We start from the raw sequence: 23,354 nt of genomic DNA, 5'->3' as shown, positions 1-23,354 counted from the left end.
ATCAGGGGAACGGGTGCGGATCGAGCGACTCGGCCGGGGCCGCCCGGGCGCCCAGCAGCCGGTCCAGCCCGCCGAAGCGCTGGTGGACCTGGCCGAAGCACATCGGGACGATGCCGGGCACCACGGCCTTGACCACCGCCAGACCGGCGTCGCCGTGCTCGGGGGTCGACTGGTCGACCAGCACGATCTCGGTCAGGCCCGCCCGGCGGTAGAGCTCCGCCACGAACTCCAGCCCGCCGGTGACGTCCCCGCCGGCGGCGTGCCGGTAGACCTCGGGCCAGCCGGGGAACGCCTCACCCAGCGTCAGCCGCGCACCGCCCAGCACCGTTTCGACCCGGGGCAGCAGTTTCGGGTCCGCGTTCCGGCGCGGATGGTCCATCAGCTCGGTCACCAGCCAGGGGTCGGCGAGCATCGCCTCGGTGGTCGCCGGATCCCAGGTCAGCCCGTTCTCGGTGAGCTGGGCGAGCTCCCAGAGCGCGGACCGGACGGCCACCTCGGGGTCGGGGTGGCAGCCGGCCGTGCTGAAGGCCGCGGGCAGCGCCCGGTCGGGCCGGACCGCGAGCGCCCACACCACCGGCACCGGGATGTCGGCGGACGCGGCGAGCAGGTGCACCTCGAAGCCGCGGGCCGCCGCCATCCGCAGCAGCAGGCGGCTCTGCGGGTCGGTGACGGTGGCCGGGTCGATCACCGGCAGCGGCTGCTGCCGGTGCCAGCCGATCAGGAAGGCGTCGCGTTCCGCGAGTTCGAGCAGCGACTGGAGCGCCGCCTCCTCCGCCGAGGACCCCAGGGCACAGCCGCTGGAGGACTCCAGGACGTGGTTCAGCCGCCGGTCGCCCGGGGCGCGAGGCGGGTAGCGGTACTGGTAGAAGCCCGCGTCGGCCGGGACCAGCAGCGGCGCCCCGTCGTTCAGCCGGTGGCCCCAGACCCAGTCCATCGGGGTGTCCGGGGTCGACGGGCGGATCCGGCTCAGCGGGTGCGCGAGCTGCTCGGCGGTGTAGCTGCCGAGCCGGGCGGGGTCCAGGGCCCGGTCGCCGAGCTCGCGCGCGGTCCGCCCGGTGACCAGCGGCGCGGCGTGCGGATAGCCGGCCACCCGCTCGTACGCCTCCAGGTAGGCGACCGCCTCGGCCTCGCGGTAGGTCCGGGCCCGGCCGTGGCCGGCCGGGGCGCCGCCGAGCAGTTGGACCTCGGACATCGCGAACGGCACGTGGCCGTCCCGGCTGACCCGGACGGCCGGGCCGAACCGGGAGTCGGCCAGCGCGCGCCGCATCCGGTCCGGGTCCATGCCGTAGGGCGCACCGGCCCGGGTGGGCACGGCGGCGTCCGTCGGGCGGGGGTGCCGGGGCGGGGCCGGGGGCGGCACGGCCGGGTCCCCGGCGGCCGTGCGCGGGGTGCCGCAGACCGGGCAGCGGTGGGTCCGGCGGACCCGGTGGCGCCGGATGGTGCCGTCGCCCCGCAGCACCACGAGTTCGCCCGGGCGCAGCGGCGCCGCGCCGAGCACCAGCCCGTACGCGCCGACCGCCTGCGGCAGCCAGGGGGAGGCGCGGTGCGGGGCCGGGCGGCCCGTACCGGTGGCCTCGGGCTCCGCCGGGGCCACCCGGCCCGCGGCGGCCGCGAAGTCCACCAGGGCCTCGCCCTCCGGACGGTGACGGTGCGACAGCCGGGTGACCACGCAGCCCGCGCAGGAGACCGGGGTCCCGTCCAGCAGCAGCGGGGTCCAGAGCGGGCCCAGGACCACGGCGTCGTCGGCGATCCGGACCGAGAGCAGTCCGACCCCGCGCAGCCGGGCCTCGGCGAGCGCCTCGGCCTCCCAGCGCCGGTCCCAGCCGGCGCTGACGGCGAGCAGGCCGACCCCGGGGTGGGCGGCCCAGCCGCTCCAGTCCCAGTCGGCGGGCGCGCCCGGGCCGAGCAGGGTGCGGGCGGGGGCACCGGACGGCGGCGCCGTCCGGTGCGGCGCGTTCATCGCCACTCCAGCAGGCCGCAGACCAGCGGGAGCCGGTCGAGCACACCGTCGCTCAGCAGCCGGTGGGCCCGGAGGTCGCGGCCCGGCCGCGCCAGCAGCTCGGCGGCCCGGGCGGTCAGTGTCGCCAGCCGGGGTGCGGGCAGTGCGTGCAGCACCCAACTCCCGGTCCCGGTGGCCCGGTCGGGGGCGCGGAGCAGCCCGGTCTGCACCCGAGCACAGCTCTCCACCAGCGCGGCGTGCACCGCCGACTGGGTGCCCGGCCCCCACTGGCGGCCCAGCACGGCGCCGTCGGTGGCCCGGGTCGCGGTCGCCACCAGGCCGCCGAGCTCCGGCAGCGGCTCGGTCCGCAGGGTGACGGGGACGTCGAAGTGGTCGAGCAGCGCACCCCAGAGCGACTGGACGTCGGGGTGTGTCACGTCCGGCCAGTCGAACTCGGTGCCGGTGTCCGGCGGGGCGAGCAGCCGCACCAGGCCGTCCAGCAGCCAGAGTTGCCCGGTGGCACCGGCGCAGGGCACGGTCCGGCCGGTGGTGACCGGCCCGGTGTGCTCCGCCAGGGCGTCCAGGGTCGCGGCGTCGCGCAGCCCCGCGAGCAGGGCGTCGACCCCGGCGACCGCGCGGGTCGGGCCCCAGCCGAGGTACGTGCTCCCGCCGTCGAGGAAGCGCGCGGTGGCGGTCGAGACCGGGATCTGCGGCAGGTCCAGATCCGGTTCGAGCCGGGCCGGGCCGCTCCAACGCGTGGTCAGGGGGGCGGCGGTACGGAACACCGACAGGGCGTCAGGTGCGCCGCCCGGCCCGGCGTCCGCCAGCAGCGCCGCGACGTCGGGGGAGTCCCAGCGGGCCGCCGTGGTGGTGTGCAGCCTCGGGGCGGGCAGGCGGCGGGACTCCAGGGCGTGGCCCCAGACCAGCGTGACGTGGTGGGAGGCGTCCCGCTCCGGGCGGGCGGGGCCGGCCACCCGGCCGGTCACCTGGTCGGCCACCGGGGCCGGGCCGTCGGCGGCTTCGGGCAGCGGGGTGGCCAGCCCGGTCAGCGCCTCGAAGCAGGCCCGGGCGGCCAGCGCTCCCGCGAGCACGGCGCTCATGGTGGGCGGCGCCGCCGCCCCGGGCTCCAGCGCCGCCCAGGCGCGGGCCCGGGCGGTGGCCGCGGGGAGCCCGGCGAACGAACCCGGGACGCCGGGCCCGGCGACCACGGCGAGGTCGTCCAGGGTGAGCAGCGGGATCACGGCGGACCCGGCCGCCGGGGCGGCGAGGCGAGCGTCGTTCTCCCGGTCCAGGACCAGCACGGTGAGGTCCGGGACCGGCCCGTCCGGTGCCGCGCCCGGGCCGGTGACCCGGACCCGCTCGATCCCGTACGCCGCGAGGCCGCGGAGCAGGCCGGGCACGGCCGGTCCTGAGCCGCTGATCTCGACGGTCGAGGCCCGCAGCCGGGCGAAGACCGCGTACGGGTCGTCGCTGTGGTCCTCCAGGTGGGCGAGCACGTCGGCGTACCGGGCGGCGGTCGCCGGGTCGGGCTCGCCGACGGTCAGGGCCGCGAGGTCCAGCAGCACGCCCTGGTCGAGCAGGGTGCGCAGCAGGTGGTCGAGGACCGGGCGGGCGGACTCCGAACCACCCGCCGCCACCAGCTCGTCGACCGAGGTGCCGTCCGCCAGCCGTCCGAGCTGACCGTCGATCAGCTGGTGCAGCGCGGGCGGCCCGGCGAGCACGAACGAGCTCCGCAGGTGCGAGACGTGCACCCCGCGGGCGACCGGCGCGAAGTGCGTCCCGGGGCGGAGCCTGACCCGCGCCGCCGGATCGCGCCGGGCCGGGGCCGGCCGCGCGGGGGCGGCCGGCGCGGGGGCGGTGGCCTGGGTCATCGGACGGTCTCCTCGGGGTGCGGGGCGGGCAGCGGATCGGCACCGGGCAGGTCGAACTCCACCGCCCACTCGACGGCGTGCCGGGCGGCCCGGACGCCGGGCAGCGCCTCCTCCAGGTAGCCCCGGCCGCGCCGGTCCAGCAGCCGGGGCAGGGCGCGGGCCATCAGCGCGCTGCCCAGGTCGAGGTACTGCGGCTTGTCCCGGCGGCGGGCCTTCACGTAGGCGCTGACGCCCTCGGCCCCCTGACGGGACGGCAGACCGCCGAGCGGGGTCTTGGCGACCACCTCCTCCGGCACCTGGTGGGCCGCCCGCCAGGTGGTGAGCGCGATCAGGTGCTCGGCCTCGGTCCGGCTCTCGGCCGCTTCGGGGAAGTCCGCCCCGGCGTACCAGCGGCGGCGCTGGAGCACCACCTGACCGGCCGTCAGCCGGGGCAGCCGCAGGGTGGCGGCCCGGTCGCCGTCCGCGCGCAGCCGGGCGGCCCGCACGGCGGCGAGCGGGTCCAGGGTGACGCGTCCGCTGTCGGCGAGCCACATCGCCACCCGCAGCGGTTCGGGCAGCAGCTCCGACCACTTCATCCCGCAGGACACCGGGGTGATCCGCCGGCCGCCACGGTCGCGCAGCGAGAGCGCGCCGGTGGCCGGGTCGTGGGCGATCTTGACCCCGGCCCAGTCCTCCGGGGTGATGGTCTCGGGCAGCAGGCCGACCCGGTGGTTGATGTTCGAGCCGTGCAGCCCCCGGTCCTCCAGCACGGCGCCGCCGTCGCCGCCGAGCTGACGCAGCGTCCGGGCGGCCGTCCGCTCGGCCGCGTCGCCGCCGAGCTCCCGGTCCGAGCCGAGGAAGCGGCTGCCGAGCAGGCCCCGGCCGCCGTAGCAGTCGTTGACCACCAGACGGCCGTCCACCGGCTGCACCAGCAGGGCGTACGAGGAGGCCGAGCGGCGGAAGAAGCCCGGCAGACGGCGGCCGAACGCGCCGAGCCCGGCCGGGTCCAGCCGGACTTCGGCCGCGTCCGCCGCGGCCTCGACGGCCGTGGTGACGTGGGCGAGCGCCTCGGCGCGCAGCCGCAGCAGATCCGCCAGCGAGCCGTCGGCGGGGCCGAACTCGGCGGCGTTGCCGGCGGTCAGCGCGCTCTCCCGGCGGTAGACCATGGCGACCAGGTCGGGGGCGGCGGTCGCCAGGCCGACCTCGGCGCCGGGGCCGAAGCGGTCGGCGAAGGCGGTGCCGAGCAGCGCCCGTACCTCGTGGTGCCGGTCGAAGACGGCGAGGAAGGCGGTCACCTCGGCCAGGTCGTCCAGCGCCTGCTCGTACCCGTGGGTGGTGACCGCGGTCGGCGGCAGCACCAGGTCCTCGTTGACGTGCAGTCGGGCCGGGCGCGCGGACAGCGCGTTCAGCCCGGTCTCGGCCTCCTGGAGGCGGGCCAGCGCGGTTCGGCGTCCGACCACGCCGCCGCCGGCGATCTCGGCCAGGCTCCGGGCGGCGGAGTCCAGGACCGGTACGGCCTCCGGCGCGCGCTCGGCGAGCACGGCGCGGGCGGCCGGCAGCGGGTCGACCAGCTGCTCCGGGACGGCGGGGCCGGGGAGCAGCAGCTGCGCCGCCAGCGCGTGGGCGACGAACCGCTGGGCGACGGGCAGCGGCACCGCCAGCTCGCGGGCGAGTTCCGCGAGCAGCACGGCGGTGCGGATCGGCCCGAGGCCGGTGAGCGCCAGCAGTGCGGTCAGCGGGCGGGTCAGCGGCGTGCCGGCCAGGGTCGCGGTGCCCTGGCTGCGGCGGACGAAGCGGACCTCGAAGTCGCTCGGCCGCAGGGTGCGGTTCTGGTCCACCACCGGCGGCAGCGAGGTCCGGGCGCCCTCCGCCCAGGGGACCTCGCCGACGCCGGTGACCAGGGCGGAGAACAGGGCCCGGTCGAGCGAGACGTACGCCCGGGCCGCCTTCCGGTCGAAGCCGACGGCGTCCAGCGCGGTGCCGTGCTCGGACCAGTGCGCGAAGCCGACGGCGGTGAACCGGGACAGCGGGCTGGTGCGGACCATCGCCCGGGTGAGGTGCTGCAGGATGCCGCGCTCGGACTTGCGCAGCCGGGCCGAGGGCGCGTTCGCGCCCGAGCGGTAGCGGCGCACCGCGTCCAGCACCTGGGGCGAGTTGAGGGCCAGCGAGAGCTGGAAGGGTTCGGCCGCGCACAGCTCGGCGAGCACCGTCCGCTCGTGCGCCAGCAGGTCCTGGTGCCCGGCGGTGAGGGCGGTGCGGGCCAGCAGGCTGCGCTGCTGGGCGTCCAGCCAGGCCGTCACGGCCTCCGGCCAGGGGCCGGTCTGCAGCGCCGGTTCGGGATCGCGGTGGTTGTGGATGTCCCGGCGCAGTCGCAGCGCCCGGTGGCGGTCCCGCCCGGCCGGGCCGCCGGCCAGCTCGTACAGCTCCGCGCAGGCCGCCTCGGCGACCTGGAAGCGCGCGGTCTCGGCGGCGGCGAGCGCCCGCAGGGCCACGCCCAGGGTGGGCGAGGCGAGCCGGCGGCCGGGCAGCGGGTTGATCCGCAGCAGCGCCGTGTCGGCGAGCACCGGCCGGGCCGTGCTCGCGCGGTCCGCCGCCAGCGGTGGGTGGATCAGCTCGACGGTCATGGGGTGGGGAGCACCTTCCTCGGCAGGGCGCGCGGGCGCGGGGCGGTCATCGGCGCGGCCCTCACCGGGCGGCGGCGACGGCCGGGGTGCGGTCGCCGCCGACGGCGGGCATCACCTCGGCGGCGAACAGCTCCAGGCTGCGGAGGGCGTCCGGGCCGCCGAGCCCGCCGAAGTCGGTCTGCCAGAGCAGCACGTCGGCCGCCATCCGGTCCTGGAACCGGCCGATCTGGTCGATCACGTGCTCGGGGGAGCCGATGAAGGCGGTGCCGGAGGAGCGCAGGTCCTTCGCGGTCAGTGTCCGGGCGATCCGGTTGAAGCCGGTGTAGCCCTGGTAGTCGCGGGAGGCGGTGTCGTCCCAGCGGGCCAGTGCCGCCGTCCACACCCGGAGGTACTCGGTCAGGTGCGGGTCGGCGATCCGGCGCGCCTCCTGGTCGGTGGCGGCCACGTACAGCGGCAGGCTGGCGGCCACCCGGGGCACGGCGGTCGACCCGTGGGTGCGCTCGAAGCTCTGCCGGTACGTGCCGACCAGCGCGTCGTCGAACGCGGTGCCGGACGGCGTGATCAGCAGCCCGTGCCCCAACTCGCCGATCCGGACGAAGCTTTCGGGCGAGCGCACGGCCGCGATCCAGAACGGCGGGCGCGGGTCCTGGGTGGGCCGGGGCAGGACGGTGGCGTCCCGGAACGAGAAGAACGGGGTGTCCTCGGTGACCCGCTCCTCGGTCAGCAGCCGCCGCACCGCCTCGATGGTCGCCTCGAACCGGGCCCGGCTGCCGTCCATCGGCACGCCCAGTGCCTCGAACTCGTAGGGGAGGTAGGCGCGGGCGAAACCGATCTCCAGCCGGCCGCCGCTGAGCGCGTCCACCATCGCGATGTCGCTGGCCAGTTGGATCGGGTGGTGGAAGACCGGCAGCACACAGCCGGTCATCAGCCGGATCGAGCGGGTCTGCGCGGCGACGGCGGTCAGGAAGGTCAGCGGGCTGGGACAGTAGCCGCCGTACGGGTTGAGGTAGTGCTCGGTCATCTTCACGTAGTCCAGGCCGGCTTCGTCGGCCAGCCGGGACATCCGCAGGACCTCGTCGAAGTAGTCGACCGCGGACTTGGTGGCGGGGGAGGAATCGGGCAGGAACGACACGCCGAATCGCATGGGTCTCCAATCGTGGAAGGTCTGGGGCCGGGTCAGCGGCCTGACGTGGCCTCGGCGGCGGTCCGGATGTCCTCCGGGAGCTCCCGGTCGGCGAAGCCGGCGAAGCGCTCCAGCCAGCTCTCGCCGAGCAGTTCGTCGGCGGCCTCGCTCAGCCCGAAGCACAGGTAGTAGCGCTGCAGCGGGCTGACGCCGAAACAGGTGAGCGCGGTGTAGAGGGTGTTGAGGACGAGACGGTGCGCCAGCTGCCAGTACGGCTCCTGCGCGGTGAGGCCGGAGTGGTGGGCGGCGGAGTGGAACGCGCTCGGCACCGGGCGGTCGTCGGTCGGCGCGGTGACCGCCCCGACGGCCGCCAGCACGGACTGGTCCACCAGGCCGCCGGCCGCCATCGCCTCGGCCGCGCCCCAGCAGCGGGCGAAGCCGAGCTGCCAGGCGTCCAGGGCGGCGGCCTGCTCCGCGGGGTGACCGTCCGTCAGGGCCGAGGCGAAGAACGCGGCGTCCTGGGCGTACCTGGCCCGGAACACCGTGCGGAGGTCGGTGCGCGCACCGACGGCGGACATCACGCCCTCCACGTGCGAGCGGTAGGGCAGGGTGCCGACGCCGATACCGTACGGGTGCGAGCGGGCCAGCAGCGCCAGTACCCGGGCCAGGTGCCGGAGCAGGTCGGTGCCGTCGAGCGCCACGCTGCCGAGCACCGGTTCCAGCAGGTGGGCCGAGAGCTGGTCGCGGGCCTGCACCAGGGCCGGGGCCCAGTCGGGGTGCGGGTCCTCGGCGGACAGCTCGACGTACCCCTGCGGCCGCAGCGGCGGGAACGGCGGGTGCACGTTCTCCCAGCGGCCGAGCTCGGCGGCCCGGGCCAGGTAGGCGGCGCCGTCCGGTGGCTCGGCCGGCAGGGAGCCGGCCAACTCGGCGGCCAGGGCGGCGAATTCGTCCAGGCGCAGGGTGTTGCTCTGCAACGGCCTGAGCAGCAGCTGGAGATGGGAGCCGCCGAGCCAGCCGCGGCGGACGTGCACCAGCGGCACCCACTGCTCGGCCTTCAGCCGCCGCAGCGGCTCCGCGAGCAGCCGGAGCAGCGGGCGCGGGTCGGGCGAGTGGTCGTAGACCCGGATGACGCCGGGCCGGCCGGGCAGATCCACGGGAGACTCCTCCGGGACGGCGCGGGGGGACCTCGATGGGACGAGGTCCCCCCGCTGCGGGTGATCGGTCGGGATGACGCCGGCGTCCGGGCCGGCGGGGTGCTGCGGCCCGGGTCTGAGGACCGGACCGGCCGTGCCGCGGGGCTACCGGATCAGCAGCAGCAGCAGGACGAGGAGGAGGAGATGGAGACGGTGTCGACCATCGACATCTGGGTCTCGTCGAGCATGCCCTCGGCGTCGTCGACGAAGGCGTTGATGATGATCGAGGCGCCCATCTCGGGCAGGGCCACCGCGTCGTTGGTGTCGAGGACCAGCAGGTCCTCCACGTCGAATGCGGCGAAGTCGACCGAGGTCTGGCTCATCTGAATGTCCTTCCGTGATTTCCGGCGGTCGGTGGAATCACCGGCCGCTGCTGGTGCGCGCCGTCGGTCGGGAACCGGGGAATCCGTCGTCCGAATTGCGTCGGACGGAATCCGTCGCGTTCGGCGGAGTCGAATTCCGTCGACCCCGACTTCGGCGATCCCCATCGTGGTCGCCCGTCCCGGACCACGGCAAGAGCCGTTGCACGGCAGCAAAGTGCGACCTGTGGCCGGTTCGCTGCAGCTTGCTGCCAATGAGCTCCGGGGGCGTCGGTGGCACTGGACCGATCGCTCCGAATTCGGCATCGTCGCCTTTCGTGCCACCGCTTCACCGCCGTTCTTCCGGTGAATTGCACGGCATCTCGGGAAGTACATCGAAAGGGGAAGGGCCACCATGACAGAGGGCCACCAGGGACGGGTGCGCGGATGATCGCCGCCCACGGACTAGCCCGCTCCTTCAAGGCGAGGTCCGGCGAAGTCGCAGCCGTCCGGGGGATCGACCTGGAGGTCGGCGCCGGACAGGTGGTCGGTCTGCTCGGCCCGAACGGGGCCGGGAAGACCACCACCGTGCGGATGCTCACCACGCTGCTCGACCCGAGCTCCGGCAGCGCCCGGATCGCGGGCTTCGACATCGTGACGGAACGGGAGGAGGTCCGGCGGCGGATCGGCCTGGTCGGCCAGGGCGGTTCGGCCGGTGCGGAGCACCGGGTGATCGACGAACTGCGCATCCAGGCCCGGCTGCACGGCCTCGACAAGCGGCAGGCCGCCGACCGCGCGGCCCGGCTGTGCGCGGACTTCGGGCTGGAGGGGCTGGAGAACCGCCTCGCCAAGACCCTCTCCGGCGGCCAGCTGCGGCGCGTCGACATCGCGCTCGGCCTGGTCGCCCGGCCCAAGGTGCTGTTCCTCGACGAACCCACCGCCGGGCTCGACCCGCAGACCAGGGTCGCGCTCTGGGACCACGTCCGGGCGCTGCGCACCGAGCACGGCGTCACGGTCCTGCTGACCACCCACCACCTCGACGAGGCGGACCAGGTCTGCGACCGGATCGCCATCGTCGACCGGGGCCGGATCATCGCCGACGACACCCCCGAGTCCCTGAAGGACGCCTCGGCCGGCGACACCGTCGTGCTGAGCACCGAGCAGGTCGGCGACGCCGCCCGGGCGGTCGCCAGGGTGGTCCCCGAAGGGCGGCTGGACACCTCGGCCGGCACCGTCCAGCTGCGGGTGGTGGAGGCTCGGAGCGTGCTCGCCGCGCTGCTCCGCGAACTCGACCGGGACGGCGTCGAGCTGAGCTCCGTCACGGTCAAGCGCCCGTCCCTGGAGGACGTCTTCCTCGCCCTCACCGGGCGCGCGGTCGGCGACGAGGGCGACCTGCCCGCCGTACCGACCGCAACCCCCGAGCCCGCGCGCGCACCCGCCCTGGAGGAACGGTGAAAACGATCACCGACTCGCTGGCCATCTTCCAGCGGTCCGTCAACTACACCCTGCGCAACCCCGTCTGGGTCGCGGTCGGGCTGATCCAGCCCGTGCTGTACCTGCTGCTGTTCGGACCGCTGCTGGTCAAGCTGTCGGCCGGGCCGGGGTTCCGCGCGCAGAACTCCTGGAGCGTCTTCGTCCCCGGACTCCTGGTCCAGCAGGCGATGTTCAGCTGCATCTTCGTCGGGATGGGCATCCTGTCCGAGCAGCGCTCCGGGGTGCTGGACCGGCTGCGGATCACCCCCGCGTCGAAGACCGCCCTGCTGGCCGGCCGGGTCGCCCGGGACGTCCTGGTGATCCTCACCCAGGTGGTCATCCTGGTCCTCGGCGCGGTCGCCGCCGGGTTGCGGGCCCAGCTCGCGGGGGTGCTGCTGGCGATCCTGCTGATCGGGGTGCTCGCCGTCGGGCTGTCCGCGCTGTCGTACGGGCTCGCCCTGAAGCTGCGTCAGGAGGAGGCGTTCAGTGGGCTGTTGAACGCCGTCGGCCTGCCCGTCCTGCTGCTCTCGGGCATCCTGCTGCCGATGTCGCTGGCCCCGACCTGGCTGTCCTTCCTGTCGAAGGCCAACCCGCTCACCCACATCGTCGAGGCGGAGCGGCACCTGTTCGCCGGGGACGTCGGCAGCGGTCCGGTCGCGCTGGGGGCCGGCCTCGCCGTGCTGCTGGTGCTGGCCGCCGGGCGGCTGGCGATCCGCACCATGCAGGACACCGCCCGATGACCCGCCCGGCGGAGCGGGCGCCGGTGCTCGGGGGCGTCGAACGGCTGCGGCTGGACAACGGGTTGCGGGTGGTGGTCGCCGCGGACCCGAGCGCGCCCGCGGTCTGTGTGGCGGTCCACTACGACGTCGGCTTCCGCTCCGAGCCGGTCGGGCGGAGCGGCTTCGCCCACCTCTTCGAGCACCTGATGTTCGAGGGCAGCGAGCGGGTCGGCGCGGGCCTGCACGGGCGTCATGTGCAGGCGGCGGGTGGGACGTTCAACGGCATCACCTACCGGGATCACACCGCGTACCACCAGGTGGTGCCGCCCGAGGCGCTGGAGCGGATGCTGTTCCTGGAGGCCGACCGGATGCGCGGCCCCCGGCTCACCGAGGCGACGCTCGCGCACCAGCTCGCCGTCGTCAAGGAGGAGATCCTCCGCAACGTCACCGCTCAGCCCTACGGCGGCTTCCCCTGGATCCCGCTGCCGCCCGTGCTGTTCGGCGGCTACGCCAACACCCACAACGGCTACGGCGACCTGGCCGACCTGGACGCGAGCACACTGGCGGACTGCACCGCCTTCTTCGACACCCACTACGCGCCGGGCAACGCCGTGCTCACCGTCTGCGGCGACGTCGACCCGGCCGACTGCGCCGAGCTGATCCGGCGTCACTTCGACCAGGTCGCGGCCCGCCCGGTGCCCGTCCGCACCCCGGTCACCGAGGACCGGCCCACCGAGGACCGGCGGGACGAGATCCCGGTCCCAGGGCTGCCGATGCCCGCCCTGGCGCTCGGCCTGCGGCTGCCCGACCCGGTCGCCGAGACCGACCGCTACCTGGCGGCCGCCGTGGTGGGCGCCCTGCTCGGCGGCGGCGAGACCTCGCTGCTGCACCGCAGCGCCGTCCGTGAGGCGGGCACCGCCGTCAGCGTGCACGCGGGCGCCGGGCTCACCGGGGCACCGCTGGAGGCCCGGGACCCGGACGTCTTCGTGATCCGCGCCATGCTGCCCTCGCCCGGCACGGCGGACGCCGTGGCCGACGCCGCCTGGGACGGGCTGCGCTCGCTGGCGGACCGGGGGCCCGACCCGGCGGCGCTGGCCCGCGCCACCGCCCGGATGGCCGTCGAGCGGCACCGCCGGCTGGACCGCCTCGGCGCGCGGGCCGAGCAGTACGGCCGGTTCGAACTGCACCACGGCGACGCCGGCCTGGCCGCCGGGCTGCCCGGACGGATCCGCCGGATCACCCCGGCGGAGGTCGCCGAGGCCGCCGCCGACCTGGCCGGGCAACGCCGCCGCAGCGTCCTGCTCGTCCCCGCGCCCACCCCGGGAGGCCCCCGATGACCGCACCCGCCACCGAGCCGTCGGCCGACCTGCTGCCCCCGCTCGCCGCCGCCCGCCCGGCCGCGCCGCTGGACGCGGTCACCGTCGTGGCGGAGAACGGGCTGCGCGTCCTGGCGGCCCGCAGCACCGCCGTTCCGCTGGTGGAGCTGCGCCTGCTGATCCCGTTCGACGGGGGGCCCGCCCAGCTCGGGGCCACCGCCGAGCTGCTCGCCGCCACCCTGCTCGGCGGCACCCGCACGTACGGCCGCGCCGCCCTGGACGACCGGTTGGCCGACGTCGGGGCGCAGCTCAGCGCCCGGGTCGACCCCGAGCGTCTGGTGCTCTCCGGCAGCGCGTTGGCCGACGGCCTGCCGCGCCTGCTCGACGTGCTCGCCGACTGCCTCACCGAGCCGGCCTTCGACCCGCAGGACGTCGCCGAGCAGCGGGCCCGCCTGCGGCAGCGCATCGACGTCGCCCGGCGGATGCCCAAGAACGCCGTCCGCGAGGCGCTGCTGCGCCGGTGCCACGGCGACCACCCGCTCAGCCGGGAGACCCCCGAGTCCGGCCTGCTGGCCGCCGTCGACCCGGACGCGATCCGGGAGCTGGCCCACCGGCGGCTGGTGCCCCGGGGCGCCACCCTGGTCGTGGTGGGCGGCGCGGAGCCGAAGGTGACGGCGGATCAGGTCGGCGCGGCGCTGGCCCGGTGGCGCTCGGACCGGACGGTGACCGCGCCCACCGCCCCGGACCCGGTCCGGGGCGGCGGCCTCGACCTGCTGCCCAGGCCGGGCGCCCGGCAGGCGCAGGTCCGGCTCGCGGCACCCGCGCTGCCCCGGAGCGATCCCGGCTACGAGGCGCAGCTGGTGGCCAACCTGGTGCTGGGCGGGTACTTCTCCTCGCGGCTGGTCGCGGAGCTGCGGGAGAACCTCGGCTACGTCTACCACGCCCAGTCGACCGTCGAGGAGCACGCCGGGGGTAGCGCCCTGACCGTGCTCGGCTTCGACACCGACACCCGGACGGCGGGCGCCGCGCTCCGGGCGGCCCGGCACGAACTCGCCAGGATCGCCGACTCCGAGCCGCCCACCGACGCGGAGGTGACCGCCGCCCGCTCGTACGCGGTGGGGATCACCGCCCTGGCGCTGACCGGGCAGAGCGGGCTCGCCCACCACCTGCTCACGCTGGCGTCCGCCGGTCTCGACCACGGCTGGCTGCCCGGCCACCTGCAGCGCCTGCGGGCGGTCACGCCGGACGCCGTCCGGGCCGCCGCCCGCAGCCTCGCCCCGGACCGGTTCACCGGCGTCGTCGCCGGTGACCCCGAGGTCCTGCGGCCCGAGCTGGAGTCACCGGACGGCGGCTGGACCCTCTGAGGTCCGAGGTGGTGCTCCGGCGGAGCGTCCCCCAGCATGACGGTCGGGCGGCACTCGCCGCCGGGGACTCGGGACGGGAAGAGCGATGCGCAGAGCGTGGGCGGTACTGCTGGCCTGGCTGGCGGCCGTGGTGCTGATGGCGGCGGTGGTGCCGGGCACGGCCACCGCGCTGACCGGGGCGGCGGTGGGCCCGGGCTCCGAGCGGCCGGCCTTCCAACTGCCGTTCCCGTGCGGCACGGTGTGGCAGCTGGACACCTGGGGCCACGATCCCGCGCTGGACATGGTGGTGGAGGGCAACACCGGCTCCGACGGTCTGCCGGTGCTCGCCTCGGCGGCGGGCACGGTGTCCGCCACGTACCGGGACAACGGCTCCGGCAACACCATCCAGATCAGCCACGGCAACGGCTGGTTCACCGCGTACTACCACCTCAAGGACGACCCGGCGACGTACGTGAAGAAGGGCGACCGGGTGACCCAGGGCAGCACCATCGGCCGCATCGGCACCTCGGGCGCGTCGGGTTGGGCGCACCTGCACTACGAGCAGCGCTACCTGGCCACGGGCGACTTCACCGACGAGAGCCACCGGGTGCCGGCGCTGCTCGACGGCGTCCGGTACTCCGGCCAGAACGCCGAGTGGCCGAGCGTCACCAGCCGCAACTGCACCACCGCGCCGTCGGCCTGGCAGGACTGCCCGAGCGGCAACGTCTGCTTCTACTCCGGCGCCGACGGCACCGGTACGGTCTGCCGCTCCGGCACCGACCAGCCGGCCAGCACCTGCGGCCTGCGCCGCTCCTTCTTCAACAACGGTACGGCGCAGCCCGGTTACGACCACGTGCAGGTGTACTTCCGGGAGGGCGGCAGCCAGTGCCTGCACTTCGGCTGGACCGAGGGCCGGGGCAACCTGCCGGCCGGTGGCCGGACCGTCGACAGCTTCGTGTGGCGGGGGGAGTGCTGAGCCGTCCGGCGGGCCGACGGTGAGGGCCGGGTGAACGGCCCGGCACCCTTGTTACCCTTCCCCCAGGACCGTCGGGGGAGGGGAAACGGCTCGTGTACAGCATCATCGTGGTTCCGGGGCCCGGCATGGAGCCGGCCGGTCAGCAACGGCTGGCCCCCGGGCGGACGTTGCGGTTCGGCCGGGAGGGCGGGGCGGGCGACCTGCTCATCCCGCACACCGGCATCTCCCGGGCCGCGGGCGAGATCGTCGCCGACGGCACCCACTGGCTGCTCAGCAACTTCAGCCGGACCGCCACCTACGTGGTGGAGAACCCCGAGGGCGCCGGCGAGCACCTCAAGATCGCCCCGGGGCGGCTCGGGGCGCCGGTCCCGTTCGAGTTCTCCCGGCTGGTCCTGCCGGCCGGCTCCGACCTGATCACCCTGGACGTCTGGGCGCCCCGCCACGACTACGCGGACCGCGACCAGGCGTCCGCGGCCGGCGGTGAGCTCACCCTGCTGGCCTTCCCGCTCGACCGCTCCAAGCGGTACTTCCGGGTGCTCACCGCCCTCTGCGAGCCGCGCCTGCGGGTGAGCCCGCACGCCCCCACGCCCACCGCCGACCAGATCGTCGAGCGGCTGCGCCCGATCTGGCCGGCCGTCAACCGGGCCGCCGTGCAGTGGAACATCGACTACCTCGCGGTGAAGCTCCGGATCAAGCCCGGCCCGGACAGCGCCGCGCCGGGCCCCCGGCTGGCCGGCAAGAAGGACTCGCTGGTCTCGCTGGCCCTGCGCTTCGACCTGGTCCGGGAGGAGGACCTCGGCACCCTGGAGGCCGACCCGTCCGGACCGGAACGATGACCACCCGGGACGGCGGCCCGCCGGACCTGCTGCACGTCCCGGCCGGCTACCGGATCGGTCCCTGGACGGTCGAGCACCTGCTCGGCTCCGGTGCCTTCGGCCGGGTGTACGCCGCCCGCCGCTCGCTGCCCGAGGCCGGGGTGCCGACCCGGGCCGCGCTGAAGGTCCTGCCGACCGGCACCAGCACCCCGCGCCAGCTCGGCCACCTGCGCGAACTCGCCGAGCGGGAGACGGCGTTGCTGCGCCGGGTGCGCGCCCCCCGGCTGATCCGGCTGTACGAGGTGCACACCGTCGACGACCCGGCCCGCCCGGAGCTCGACGGCGCCACCGTGCTGGCGCTGGAGGCGGCGGAGGGCTCGCTGGACGACCTGCTCGCCACCCAGCCCGTCCCGCGCGGCGGCCCCGCCCTGCTCGCCCACGTCTGCGAGGGGCTGGACCAACTGCACCGCGCGGGCTGGGTGCACGGCGACCTCAAGCCCGGCAACGTGCTGCTGATGCCCGACGGGACGGCCCGCCTGGCCGACTTCAGCATGGCCGCCGAGCTGGAGGGCACCCACGCCTACGCCCCCGCCTTCGGTACCGCCGACTACACCCCACCCGACCTGCTCTGGTGCGAGATCGGCGAGCGCGGGCGCAAGGTCCGTCCGAGCGCCGACATCTGGGCCTTCGGCGTGCTGGCCCACCTGGTGCTCACCGGCACCCACCCGCTGCCCGGCGGCACTCCGGCGATCCGGCGCGACGCGGCCGTGCGCTACGCCCGCGGCGAGGAGGAGCTGCGGCTCTCGCCCGACCTGTCCGACGCCTGGCGGGACGTCCTCGGGGACTGCCTGGCCCGCCGGCACGAGGACCGGGCCCCGCACACCGCGGCCTCCCTGCTGCGCCGGGTGGAGGCGGCCGCGGCCGGCCGCCGCGCGTCCTGGCGCCCCGGTCCGTTCCTGCGGCGGCACCGCCCGAAGCTGCTCGCCGCGACCCTCGCGCTCGGCCTGCTGCTCGGCGGACTGGCGGCGGTCCTGCCGGGCACCGCCGCGGCGACCGGCTACGACCGCTGCCGGCGCGGCTCGGTGTGCTTCTTCGCCGAGCCGGACGGGCAGGGCGAGTTCTGCGCCTGGGTCGACGCGGACACCGACTGGTCCGAGGGCGAGACCGGCTGCGCCTGGGCGGCCCAGCTCGCCCCCCGATCGGTCTTCAACAACGGCCAGGACCTCTCCGAGGGCGCCACCCAGGTCGACGTCCAGTACTTCGCCGGCATCGACCACCGGGCCCTGCTCGGCTGCATCGGGAACGGCCACCGCGCCAACCTCTCCGGCGACCAACGGCCACGCTCCCACCGGTGGCTCAGGAGCTGTACGCCCTAGCGCACTCGGGGCGCTCGGCCATCCTCTGAGCTCCGAGGTACCGCCGCCCGGGCGCGCGCGCCACTCTGGGGTCACTTCACCTACTCCAGGGGGACACCACCATGAATCTCAAGCGTTCCGCCGCCGCTCTGCTCGGCGCCGTGGCACTGGCACCGGTCCTCCTCGCCGGGGCCGGCGCGGCCCAGGCAGCCCCGGTGGCCCCGGTGGCCGCCGTGCAGATCGCGGCCGGCGGGCCGTCGGTCTCGCCGTCGGTCACGCCCCGGACCTTCAGCTACGACACCAACATGCTCGCGATCTACTGCCCGAGCGGGAGCCTCTGCGTCGCCGTGGACGACCCGGGCGCGCAGAAGTGGCGGGTCTTCGACTTCGACCCGTGCCGGACCTACTCGGTGTACAACTGGGAGGGCGGCGGCTACTACATCAACAACCAGACCGGTCCCAAGGCCACCGCGGTCTTCTACGGCACCAACGGGAACGTCAGCGTGCCGATCAACACCCGGGGCGGGATCGACCTGCACCCCATCAACTCGCTCAGGAACTGCTGGTAGGCCACTCGGACGGCCCGGCTCCGGTGCCCCACCACCGGAGCCGGGCCTTCGGCGTGCGCGGGGCCACGCACCGGGCGGTGCGCCGATACCCCGACGGCTCGGGACCGACCGGGGGATGACCGGGGGCGGGCCGGGTACTGTGAGGCTCCTGCTGGAAGGGGTGGGGGCGGGTGCGGTCAGGGAGCGGAACGGCCGGGTGGCGCAGGCCGGTTGAGGTGGTGCGCAGGCGGCTGCTGGCCGAGATCAACGCCACCGTGCACGGGGACGACCTGCACCTGGAGCGGTACGACCGCCCGGCCGGCGACCCGGGGCTGTTCGGGCCGGACAGCGTGGTGTGGCGGGTGAACGGGCATCCGGCCGGGATGCTGGTGGGGGGCTTCGCGGCGCTGCTGCTGCAGTCGCTGCACCCGCTGGCGATGGCCGCCGTCGACGCCAACTCCGACTTCCGGGCGGACCCGACCGGGCGGCTGCACCGGACGGCGCGGTTCGTCACCACCACCACGCTCGGCTCGACGGCCGCCGCCGAGCAGGCGATAGCGGCGGTACGCCGGATCCACCTGCGGATCCGGGGCACCGCGCCGGACGGCCGGCCCTACCTGGCCGACGATCCCGAGCTGCTCACCTGGGTGCACGTCGCCGAGGTGCACTGCTTCCTGACCGGGTATCAGTACTTCGCCGCCACTCCGCTGACCGCCGCCGAGTGCGACCGCTACTACGCCGAGTCGGCGCGGGTCGCCGAACTGCTGGGCGCCACCGGCATACCCCGGTCCCGGGCCGAGGTGGCGGACTACCTGGCCCGGATCGGCCCCGAGCTGCGGGTCACCCCGCCCGCGCTGGAGGTGGTCCGGCTGCTGCGCGGGTTCGGCAGGAGCCGCCGCGAGCGGCTGGCCGTCCGGCTGCTGACGAACGCCTCGATCGACCTGCTGCCCGGCTGGGCCAGGGCCGAACTCGCGGTGCGCCGCCCGGGGTTCGTCCGGGCCGGCTGGGACCGACCGCTGGCCCGGGCCGGCGGACGGATCATGGTCTGGGCCTGCGGACCGTCCGAGATCCGGGCCGCCGCCCTGGCCCGGGCCACCGCCGCGACGGTGCACAGCGGTAGGTCTCAGGCCCGGAGCCGGTCGGGCGTTCCAGGAATTGAACCGGCCATGCCCACTATGCTGGAGCCGTACGACACGGGGGAAGCCGCATGGTGACCATGCAGCGCGTGTGGACGGCCTGGCCGGTGCAGGCCGTGGTGTACGTGGAGCCACGTCCGGGTGCCCGGCGGGATGCCGACGGCTGCCACCGAGGCGGGGCACCTTCTCCCGGAAGTGCGTAGTCCGCTCCAGGGGGTCCGACATGTTGCGCATTCACTTCACCGGGGCCGACCTGGCCCGCACCAGGGTGGCCGATCGTCCCGATCCGCTCTGGGAGACGGTCCTGAGCCTGCGGGCTCTGCAGCGTCCCGCGAACTGGCCCGACTCCGAGGCGCGGCGGCGGGAGGTCGTGACCAGGCACGCCGCCGACCTGCCGGCGCTCCTTCCACTGGTGCGGCCGATGGGCTACTTCCCCGACTTCCTCACGCCACCTGACGGGGCGTTGGGACTCGAGGAGGGCCTGGAGGCCCTGCTGCACACGGCGAAACCACGGCTGGCCGGCGATCTGGCGATTCTCGGTTCCGAGGCGAAACTCCCTTCCTGGGCACGGGAGTTGGCGGCGGGACGGCCGGGCGCCCTGCGGCGGCTCTGTGACACCCTGCGACGCTACTACCAAGGAGTGGTGGCACCGGTCGACCAGGCGATGCGGGCGCAGGTGCGGGCCGAACGCACCAGGCGGATGCGCATCGTCGACGAGTCGGGGACGGCGGCCATGCTGTCCGGTCTGAGCCCCAGCATGCGCTGGGTGTCGCCGGTGCTCGAGGTCGCCTACTCGGTCTCCCAGGACCTGCACCTGGACGGCCGGGGGCTGTTGCTGGTGCCGACGATGTTCCGCAGCCACACGCCGGTCTCGCTGCTGGATCCGACCCTGCCGCCGATCCTGACCTACCCGGCGCTGCGGCGGCCCTACCCCGGTGTCGCGGACCACGGGAAGCGGCTGGAGCCGTTGCTCGGCCGCACCCGGGCGGCCATCCTCTGCTCGGTGGGCGACCGCGCCCGGGCGACCACCGAGCTCGCACGGATGCTGGCGGTCTCCAACGCCTCGGTCAGCCAGCACACCGCCGTGCTGCGCGAAGCGGGCCTGATCACCTCGACCCGCCAGCGCAACCACGTCCTGCACGCCGCCACCCCGCTGGGCGCCTCGCTGCTCCAGGGCTGACGATCCGTCGGGCCGCCCGGTCAGCCGGCCGTCACCGCCTCCAGGTCGGCGAGCAACTCGGAGGCGGCGACCGGGTCGAGGTCGCCGAAACGGAGCGGGTGGTGACGGTCGGCCCAGTGGTAGCCCGGGGCGGAGCCGAGCCAGACCGTCCGGAAGGTCTGGTCCGGGTAGACGTCGAGGTTGCCGACCGCGATGCCCTCGTCCAGGTCGATGACCAGGTGGCAGCCCTCGCCGAGCCGCTTGGAGATCCAGCACTCCACCCCGTTGTCCTGCGGCTCCCCGCGCTGCCAGCCCCGCTTGGTCAGCCCGAGCACCCGGCCGACCGGGACGGTGCTCCCCTCGAACCGGTCCAGCCGGTCGGTGGCCGACTCCTCCGGCGTCAGACGGTGCACCGGCCGGTCGAGTTGGGGGAACGGCTGCGGGACGTCGGCGAACAGCCGGGACCAGGCGGCCACGGCCGGCCCGCCGAGCTCCAGCGGATGGGGGAGCCCAACCGTCGCGTCCTCGGGCAGGGCGAACTCCGTGCCGTCGAGGCGGGTGAGGCGGTGGTCACCGGTGACCCGGAAGTCGGTGCCGGCCGCGTGCCAGACCAGTCGTCGCACCAGCGGCCCGACCAGCGGGTGCCCGACGAACAGCTCGCGGAACTCGGCCGCGGTGACGCCGCGTCGGGTGACCATGGCCGCCTCCAGCCGGCGGACCTGGTCGGCGCCGACCGCGCGGACCTCCTTCTTCAGCGCGACGAAGCGCTTGCGCTCGGCGGGGGCCAGCACCGGGTCGTCGCCGGCGTTCGGGGCGGGCAGGTCCTTGAGGCGCCGGCCGTCGGCGGCCAGGACGAAGGGCCGCAGCTGCTCGTCGAAGCCGACGGTGAACCGGCGCGGACCGTAGTCGACCACCGTGGTCCCGTCCGGGTCGAGCCCGAGGTCGGGGACCAGCCGGTCGGAGAGCTGCTCGCCGGTGAGGCCCAGGCCCTCCGCCACCTCGGCGATCCGCTCCTGGGCCCGCAGCTTCAGGGCCTTGAACCGCACCCGCTGGGCGATGGTGTGCAGGTGCAGCAGGGCGCTGTCACTGCCGATCTCGGCCAGCACCGTCAGGCCCTCGACCGCGCGGTGGTGCGCGCCCTGGCCCGGCCAGTCCCGCAGGACCGGGGTGAGCCGACGGGCGGTGTCGTCGTCCCCGAGCGGCCCGAGCGCGTGCAGGGCCCAGCTCTCGCCGCCCGGCATGCTCGCCTGCCGCCACTCCTCGAACAGCGCCCAGCCGAAGGCGGCCAGCGAGTCGGCCCGGCAGGTCTCCAGCACGACGGCCAGCCCGGGGTACGGGTCGCGCTGCTTGGACAAGGCGAGCACGGTCAGCACGTGCCGGACGGCCTCGTCCGGCAGTGCTTCGCCCGAGTGGAGCAGGAGTTGGGGCAGCACGGCGGGGTGCGCCCAGCCGGGCAGGACGGGCATCCGGGCGGGCAGCGCGCTCTCCAGCGGGTCGGTGGCCAGCGCCTCGGCGGCGATCTCCGCCGCCTGCTCGCCGTACCGCCCGACCACGGCGGTCAGTACGGTCTCCCGGCCGGCGCTGCCCGCGACCAGCCGGAGCGCCTGCTCGGCCGCGTCCCTGGCCCGCCCGGCCGGGCCGACCGCGTCGGGTATCAGCAGCAGGGCCGCCGGGACGCCGTGCCGGTCGAACCACGAACGGGCGGTCTGCTGCATCGACTTGAGCCGGACCAGGCAGTCCGCCATCACCCGCGCCGCGGCGACGTCGAGGAACGGCAGCAGCAGTGGTGCGAGGGTGCCGGGCTGGGCGGCGGCAACGGCTGCCGCCATCGGCAGCGCCGCGAGGCCGTACCGGGCGACGACGGGGCGCAGCTGCTCCTGGCCGCGCCGCAGCTCGGTGGGCCGCCAGCCGGTCAGCCAGGGGGTGAGCACCTCGACCGGGCCCTGCATCAGCAGCCGGCCCGCCCACCAGAGGCTGTCGCGGTTGCGGAACGCGTCGGCCGCCTCGGCGGCCCAGTCCGTCGCCGCCGGGTACTGCCAGGCCGGGGCCTCGGTGCCCGCCCAGCTCTGCTGCTCGCCGGGGAGCCAGACCAACTGAGCCGTCCCGTCCGGCTGCAGACCGTCGAGCACCCGGGCCCGGCGGGATGTGCGCGGTCGGGTCCAGGGCGGCGAGAGCAGCAGCGGCGGCAGGGCCTCCGGCGTGGCCGCGGCCACCCGCCCCCGGGAACCGTCCAGCGAGTGGACCAACTCGGCGCTCTGTTCGTCGAGTTGCGGCAGTACCTCGGGCAGGGCGGCGGGATTGAGGGCCAGCTGGGTGCGCAGGAGCTGCCGTGCGGTGGCGGCGCCCGGGTCGTCGGCGAGCGCGGCGGCCGCGAGCAGGCGGACGGCCCGGACCGGGTAGCGCCGCATCGCCTCCTGGAGGGCGGGCCGGACGGGCTTCTGCTCCCGCCGGTCCAGCAGCAGGCGGAACGCGTCGTCGGTGGGGAACTGCACCACCGCCGCGGCGAGGTCGCGCAGTTGCTCGGACCTGGAGGTGTGGTCGAGCACCGGACCGAGCAGCGGTACGCAGGCCGCGCCGATGCCGTCGGCGAGGGTGGCGACCGGGTCCACCGACCAGCTGATCCAGTGGAGCCGGGTGAGCGGGCCGAGGCGGTCCAGCTGCTCGGGACGGTCGAGCGCGGCGAGCAGCATCCACCACAGCGCCGGCCGGCCGTCGCCGTGTCCCGGCTCCTCGGCCAGGCAGGCGTCGGCCCAGCCCGGTGTGCCCGGCGCGAGGAAGGCCGCGACCACCCGGCGGCGCGGTGTGGTCCGGCAGTCCGCCAGCGCGGCGACGGCCTCCCGGTACGCGTCCTCGTCCGCGGTGGCGAGCAGCGCCCGGACCCGGTTGGCCGGCGGGCGGACGGCGTGCGCGTGGAGCTGGGCGGTCGGAGCCCGGAACCGCAGCACCTGCTCGCTCCGGACCGACCCCTGCTGACGCCAGGTCACCTCGACGTCGAAGATCTCCAGCGCCGCGCGGGCGGCGAAGGCCAGGCCGTGTCGCACCGCCCAGGCGTCGGCGAACGTCGAGGTCTCGTAGCCCTCGTCCTGCCAGCTGCTGGGCAGCATGCCCGCGACGGCGGCGGCGCCGACCGGGTCCGGCTCGCCGGCCAGGTAGGCGCGCGCGGCGCGGGCCAGGGCCGGGTCGGTGCGCGGGGAGGTCAGGACGCTCTCGATCCAGTCCTGCCCGGCCGCGATGCGCTGCTGGGCCCGCTCCACCACCCCCGGCGCGGGGGCCGGCACGGCCCGCGCCGCCCCGCCGCGGCGGGGCTCGACCAGCCGTACCCAGGCGGCGGGCAGCACGAAGGTGTCCTCGTCCGGCCCGCCGGCCCCGGCCTCGACGTGGTGTCCCGCCACCTGCTTGCCCTCGTGCCGCACAGCCGCTCCTCGGTGCCGAGCGGTCACCGGATGTCGGAGACCGCCTAGGAGCGAAACCCTAGCCAGCGCCGCC

17 protein-coding genes are annotated in these 23,354 nt (G+C 75.7%); 10 read left to right on the top strand and 7 right to left on the bottom strand.

Features of this window, described 5'->3' with window-relative positions:
* Nucleotide 1 precedes the first annotated feature (1 nt).
* The 6 genes from OHV05_RS02930 to OHV05_RS02905 all read right to left on the bottom strand — a co-directional run bounded on the left by OHV05_RS02930 (nucleotide 2) and on the right by OHV05_RS02905 (nucleotide 9,052).
* Complete coding sequence (locus OHV05_RS02930) at nucleotides 2–1,960, bottom strand: YcaO-like family protein (protein ID WP_405016175.1); 1,959 nt, start codon at nucleotides 1,958–1,960, stop codon at nucleotides 2–4.
* Entirely contained in the window at nucleotides 1,957–3,810 is a 1,854-nt protein-coding gene (locus OHV05_RS02925; RefSeq protein ID WP_405016174.1) for a hypothetical protein, read from the bottom strand. The genes OHV05_RS02930 and OHV05_RS02925 overlap by 4 nt, the downstream gene beginning before the upstream one ends.
* Entirely contained in the window at nucleotides 3,807–6,413 is a 2,607-nt protein-coding gene (locus OHV05_RS02920) for a lantibiotic dehydratase (protein WP_405016173.1), read from the bottom strand. The genes OHV05_RS02925 and OHV05_RS02920 overlap by 4 nt, the downstream gene beginning before the upstream one ends.
* Before the next feature lie 61 nt (nucleotides 6,414–6,474).
* Entirely contained in the window at nucleotides 6,475–7,557 is a 1,083-nt protein-coding gene (locus OHV05_RS02915) for an LLM class flavin-dependent oxidoreductase (RefSeq protein WP_405016172.1), read from the bottom strand.
* A 32-nt stretch (nucleotides 7,558–7,589) separates the two neighbouring features.
* Nucleotides 7,590–8,690, bottom strand: coding sequence for a hypothetical protein (locus OHV05_RS02910; protein WP_405016171.1), 1,101 nt, complete (start codon nucleotides 8,688–8,690; stop codon nucleotides 7,590–7,592).
* Nucleotides 8,691–8,842: 152 nt separating this feature from the next.
* A complete protein-coding gene (locus OHV05_RS02905; RefSeq protein WP_405016170.1) occupies nucleotides 8,843–9,052 on the bottom strand; it encodes a hypothetical protein in 210 nt (69 codons plus the stop codon).
* A 423-nt stretch (nucleotides 9,053–9,475) separates the two neighbouring features.
* Between OHV05_RS02905 and OHV05_RS02900 the strand changes: the two genes are divergently transcribed.
* The 10 genes from OHV05_RS02900 to OHV05_RS02855 all read left to right on the top strand — a co-directional run bounded on the left by OHV05_RS02900 (nucleotide 9,476) and on the right by OHV05_RS02855 (nucleotide 19,889).
* Complete coding sequence (locus OHV05_RS02900) at nucleotides 9,476–10,483, top strand: ATP-binding cassette domain-containing protein (RefSeq protein ID WP_405016169.1); 1,008 nt, start codon at nucleotides 9,476–9,478, stop codon at nucleotides 10,481–10,483.
* Nucleotides 10,480–11,241 (top strand): ABC transporter permease, encoded by a 762-nt coding sequence (locus tag OHV05_RS02895; protein ID WP_405016168.1) that lies wholly within the window; start codon nucleotides 10,480–10,482, stop codon nucleotides 11,239–11,241. Before OHV05_RS02900 ends, OHV05_RS02895 begins: the two co-directional genes overlap by 4 nt.
* Complete coding sequence (locus tag OHV05_RS02890) at nucleotides 11,238–12,557, top strand: M16 family metallopeptidase (RefSeq protein WP_405016167.1); 1,320 nt, start codon at nucleotides 11,238–11,240, stop codon at nucleotides 12,555–12,557. Before OHV05_RS02895 ends, OHV05_RS02890 begins: the two co-directional genes overlap by 4 nt.
* Nucleotides 12,554–13,900, top strand: coding sequence for a M16 family metallopeptidase (locus OHV05_RS02885; RefSeq protein ID WP_405016166.1), 1,347 nt, complete (start codon nucleotides 12,554–12,556; stop codon nucleotides 13,898–13,900). The genes OHV05_RS02890 and OHV05_RS02885 overlap by 4 nt, the downstream gene beginning before the upstream one ends.
* A gap of 85 nt (nucleotides 13,901–13,985) precedes the next feature.
* Nucleotides 13,986–14,855, top strand: a complete 870-nt coding sequence (locus tag OHV05_RS02880; protein ID WP_405016165.1) for a peptidoglycan DD-metalloendopeptidase family protein — start codon at nucleotides 13,986–13,988, stop codon at nucleotides 14,853–14,855.
* A gap of 92 nt (nucleotides 14,856–14,947) precedes the next feature.
* Complete coding sequence (locus OHV05_RS02875; RefSeq protein WP_405016164.1) at nucleotides 14,948–15,691, top strand: FHA domain-containing protein; 744 nt, start codon at nucleotides 14,948–14,950, stop codon at nucleotides 15,689–15,691.
* Nucleotides 15,688–17,046, top strand: a complete 1,359-nt coding sequence (locus OHV05_RS02870; RefSeq protein WP_405016163.1) for a serine/threonine-protein kinase — start codon at nucleotides 15,688–15,690, stop codon at nucleotides 17,044–17,046. The genes OHV05_RS02875 and OHV05_RS02870 overlap by 4 nt, the downstream gene beginning before the upstream one ends.
* A gap of 101 nt (nucleotides 17,047–17,147) precedes the next feature.
* A complete protein-coding gene (locus OHV05_RS02865) occupies nucleotides 17,148–17,594 on the top strand; it encodes a hypothetical protein (protein ID WP_405016162.1) in 447 nt (148 codons plus the stop codon).
* A 215-nt stretch (nucleotides 17,595–17,809) separates the two neighbouring features.
* Complete coding sequence (locus tag OHV05_RS02860) at nucleotides 17,810–18,787, top strand: oxygenase MpaB family protein (protein ID WP_405016161.1); 978 nt, start codon at nucleotides 17,810–17,812, stop codon at nucleotides 18,785–18,787.
* Nucleotides 18,788–18,932: 145 nt separating this feature from the next.
* Complete coding sequence (locus OHV05_RS02855; RefSeq protein ID WP_405016160.1) at nucleotides 18,933–19,889, top strand: ArsR family transcriptional regulator; 957 nt, start codon at nucleotides 18,933–18,935, stop codon at nucleotides 19,887–19,889.
* 20 nt (nucleotides 19,890–19,909) lie between these two features.
* Here OHV05_RS02855 and OHV05_RS02850 read toward each other — a convergent pair whose 3' ends face one another.
* Complete coding sequence (locus OHV05_RS02850; protein ID WP_405016159.1) at nucleotides 19,910–23,281, bottom strand: DUF4132 domain-containing protein; 3,372 nt, start codon at nucleotides 23,279–23,281, stop codon at nucleotides 19,910–19,912.
* Nucleotides 23,282–23,354: the final 73 nt, after the last annotated feature.

This window comes from Kitasatospora sp. NBC_00070, from assembly GCF_045041205.1.
In the GTDB taxonomy this organism is placed as follows: Bacteria; Actinomycetota; Actinomycetes; order Streptomycetales; family Streptomycetaceae; genus Kitasatospora.
The sequence above is the reverse complement of the archived record's forward strand: the minus strand, read 5'-3'. Positions and strand labels throughout refer to the sequence as shown.

Bases quoted from the DNA above. Each gene is read 5' to 3' on its own strand.
- OHV05_RS02915 (WP_405016172.1), bottom strand. From the start codon at position 7,557: ATGCGATTCGGCGTGTCGTTCCTGCCCGATTCCTCCCCCGCCACCAAG.
- OHV05_RS02865 (WP_405016162.1), top strand. From the start codon at position 17,148: ATGAATCTCAAGCGTTCCGCCGCCGCTCTGCTCGGCGCCGTGGCACTG.
- OHV05_RS02905 (WP_405016170.1), bottom strand. From the start codon at position 9,052: ATGAGCCAGACCTCGGTCGACTTCGCCGCATTCGACGTGGAGGACCTG.
- OHV05_RS02855 (WP_405016160.1), top strand. From the start codon at position 18,933: ATGTTGCGCATTCACTTCACCGGGGCCGACCTGGCCCGCACCAGGGTG.
- OHV05_RS02900 (WP_405016169.1), top strand. From the start codon at position 9,476: ATGATCGCCGCCCACGGACTAGCCCGCTCCTTCAAGGCGAGGTCCGGC.
- OHV05_RS02885 (WP_405016166.1), top strand. From the start codon at position 12,554: ATGACCGCACCCGCCACCGAGCCGTCGGCCGACCTGCTGCCCCCGCTC.
- OHV05_RS02870 (WP_405016163.1), top strand. From the start codon at position 15,688: ATGACCACCCGGGACGGCGGCCCGCCGGACCTGCTGCACGTCCCGGCC.
- OHV05_RS02920 (WP_405016173.1), bottom strand. From the start codon at position 6,413: ATGACCGTCGAGCTGATCCACCCACCGCTGGCGGCGGACCGCGCGAGC.
- OHV05_RS02880 (WP_405016165.1), top strand. From the start codon at position 13,986: ATGCGCAGAGCGTGGGCGGTACTGCTGGCCTGGCTGGCGGCCGTGGTG.
- OHV05_RS02925 (WP_405016174.1), bottom strand. From the start codon at position 3,810: ATGACCCAGGCCACCGCCCCCGCGCCGGCCGCCCCCGCGCGGCCGGCC.
- OHV05_RS02890 (WP_405016167.1), top strand. From the start codon at position 11,238: ATGACCCGCCCGGCGGAGCGGGCGCCGGTGCTCGGGGGCGTCGAACGG.
- OHV05_RS02930 (WP_405016175.1), bottom strand. From the start codon at position 1,960: ATGAACGCGCCGCACCGGACGGCGCCGCCGTCCGGTGCCCCCGCCCGC.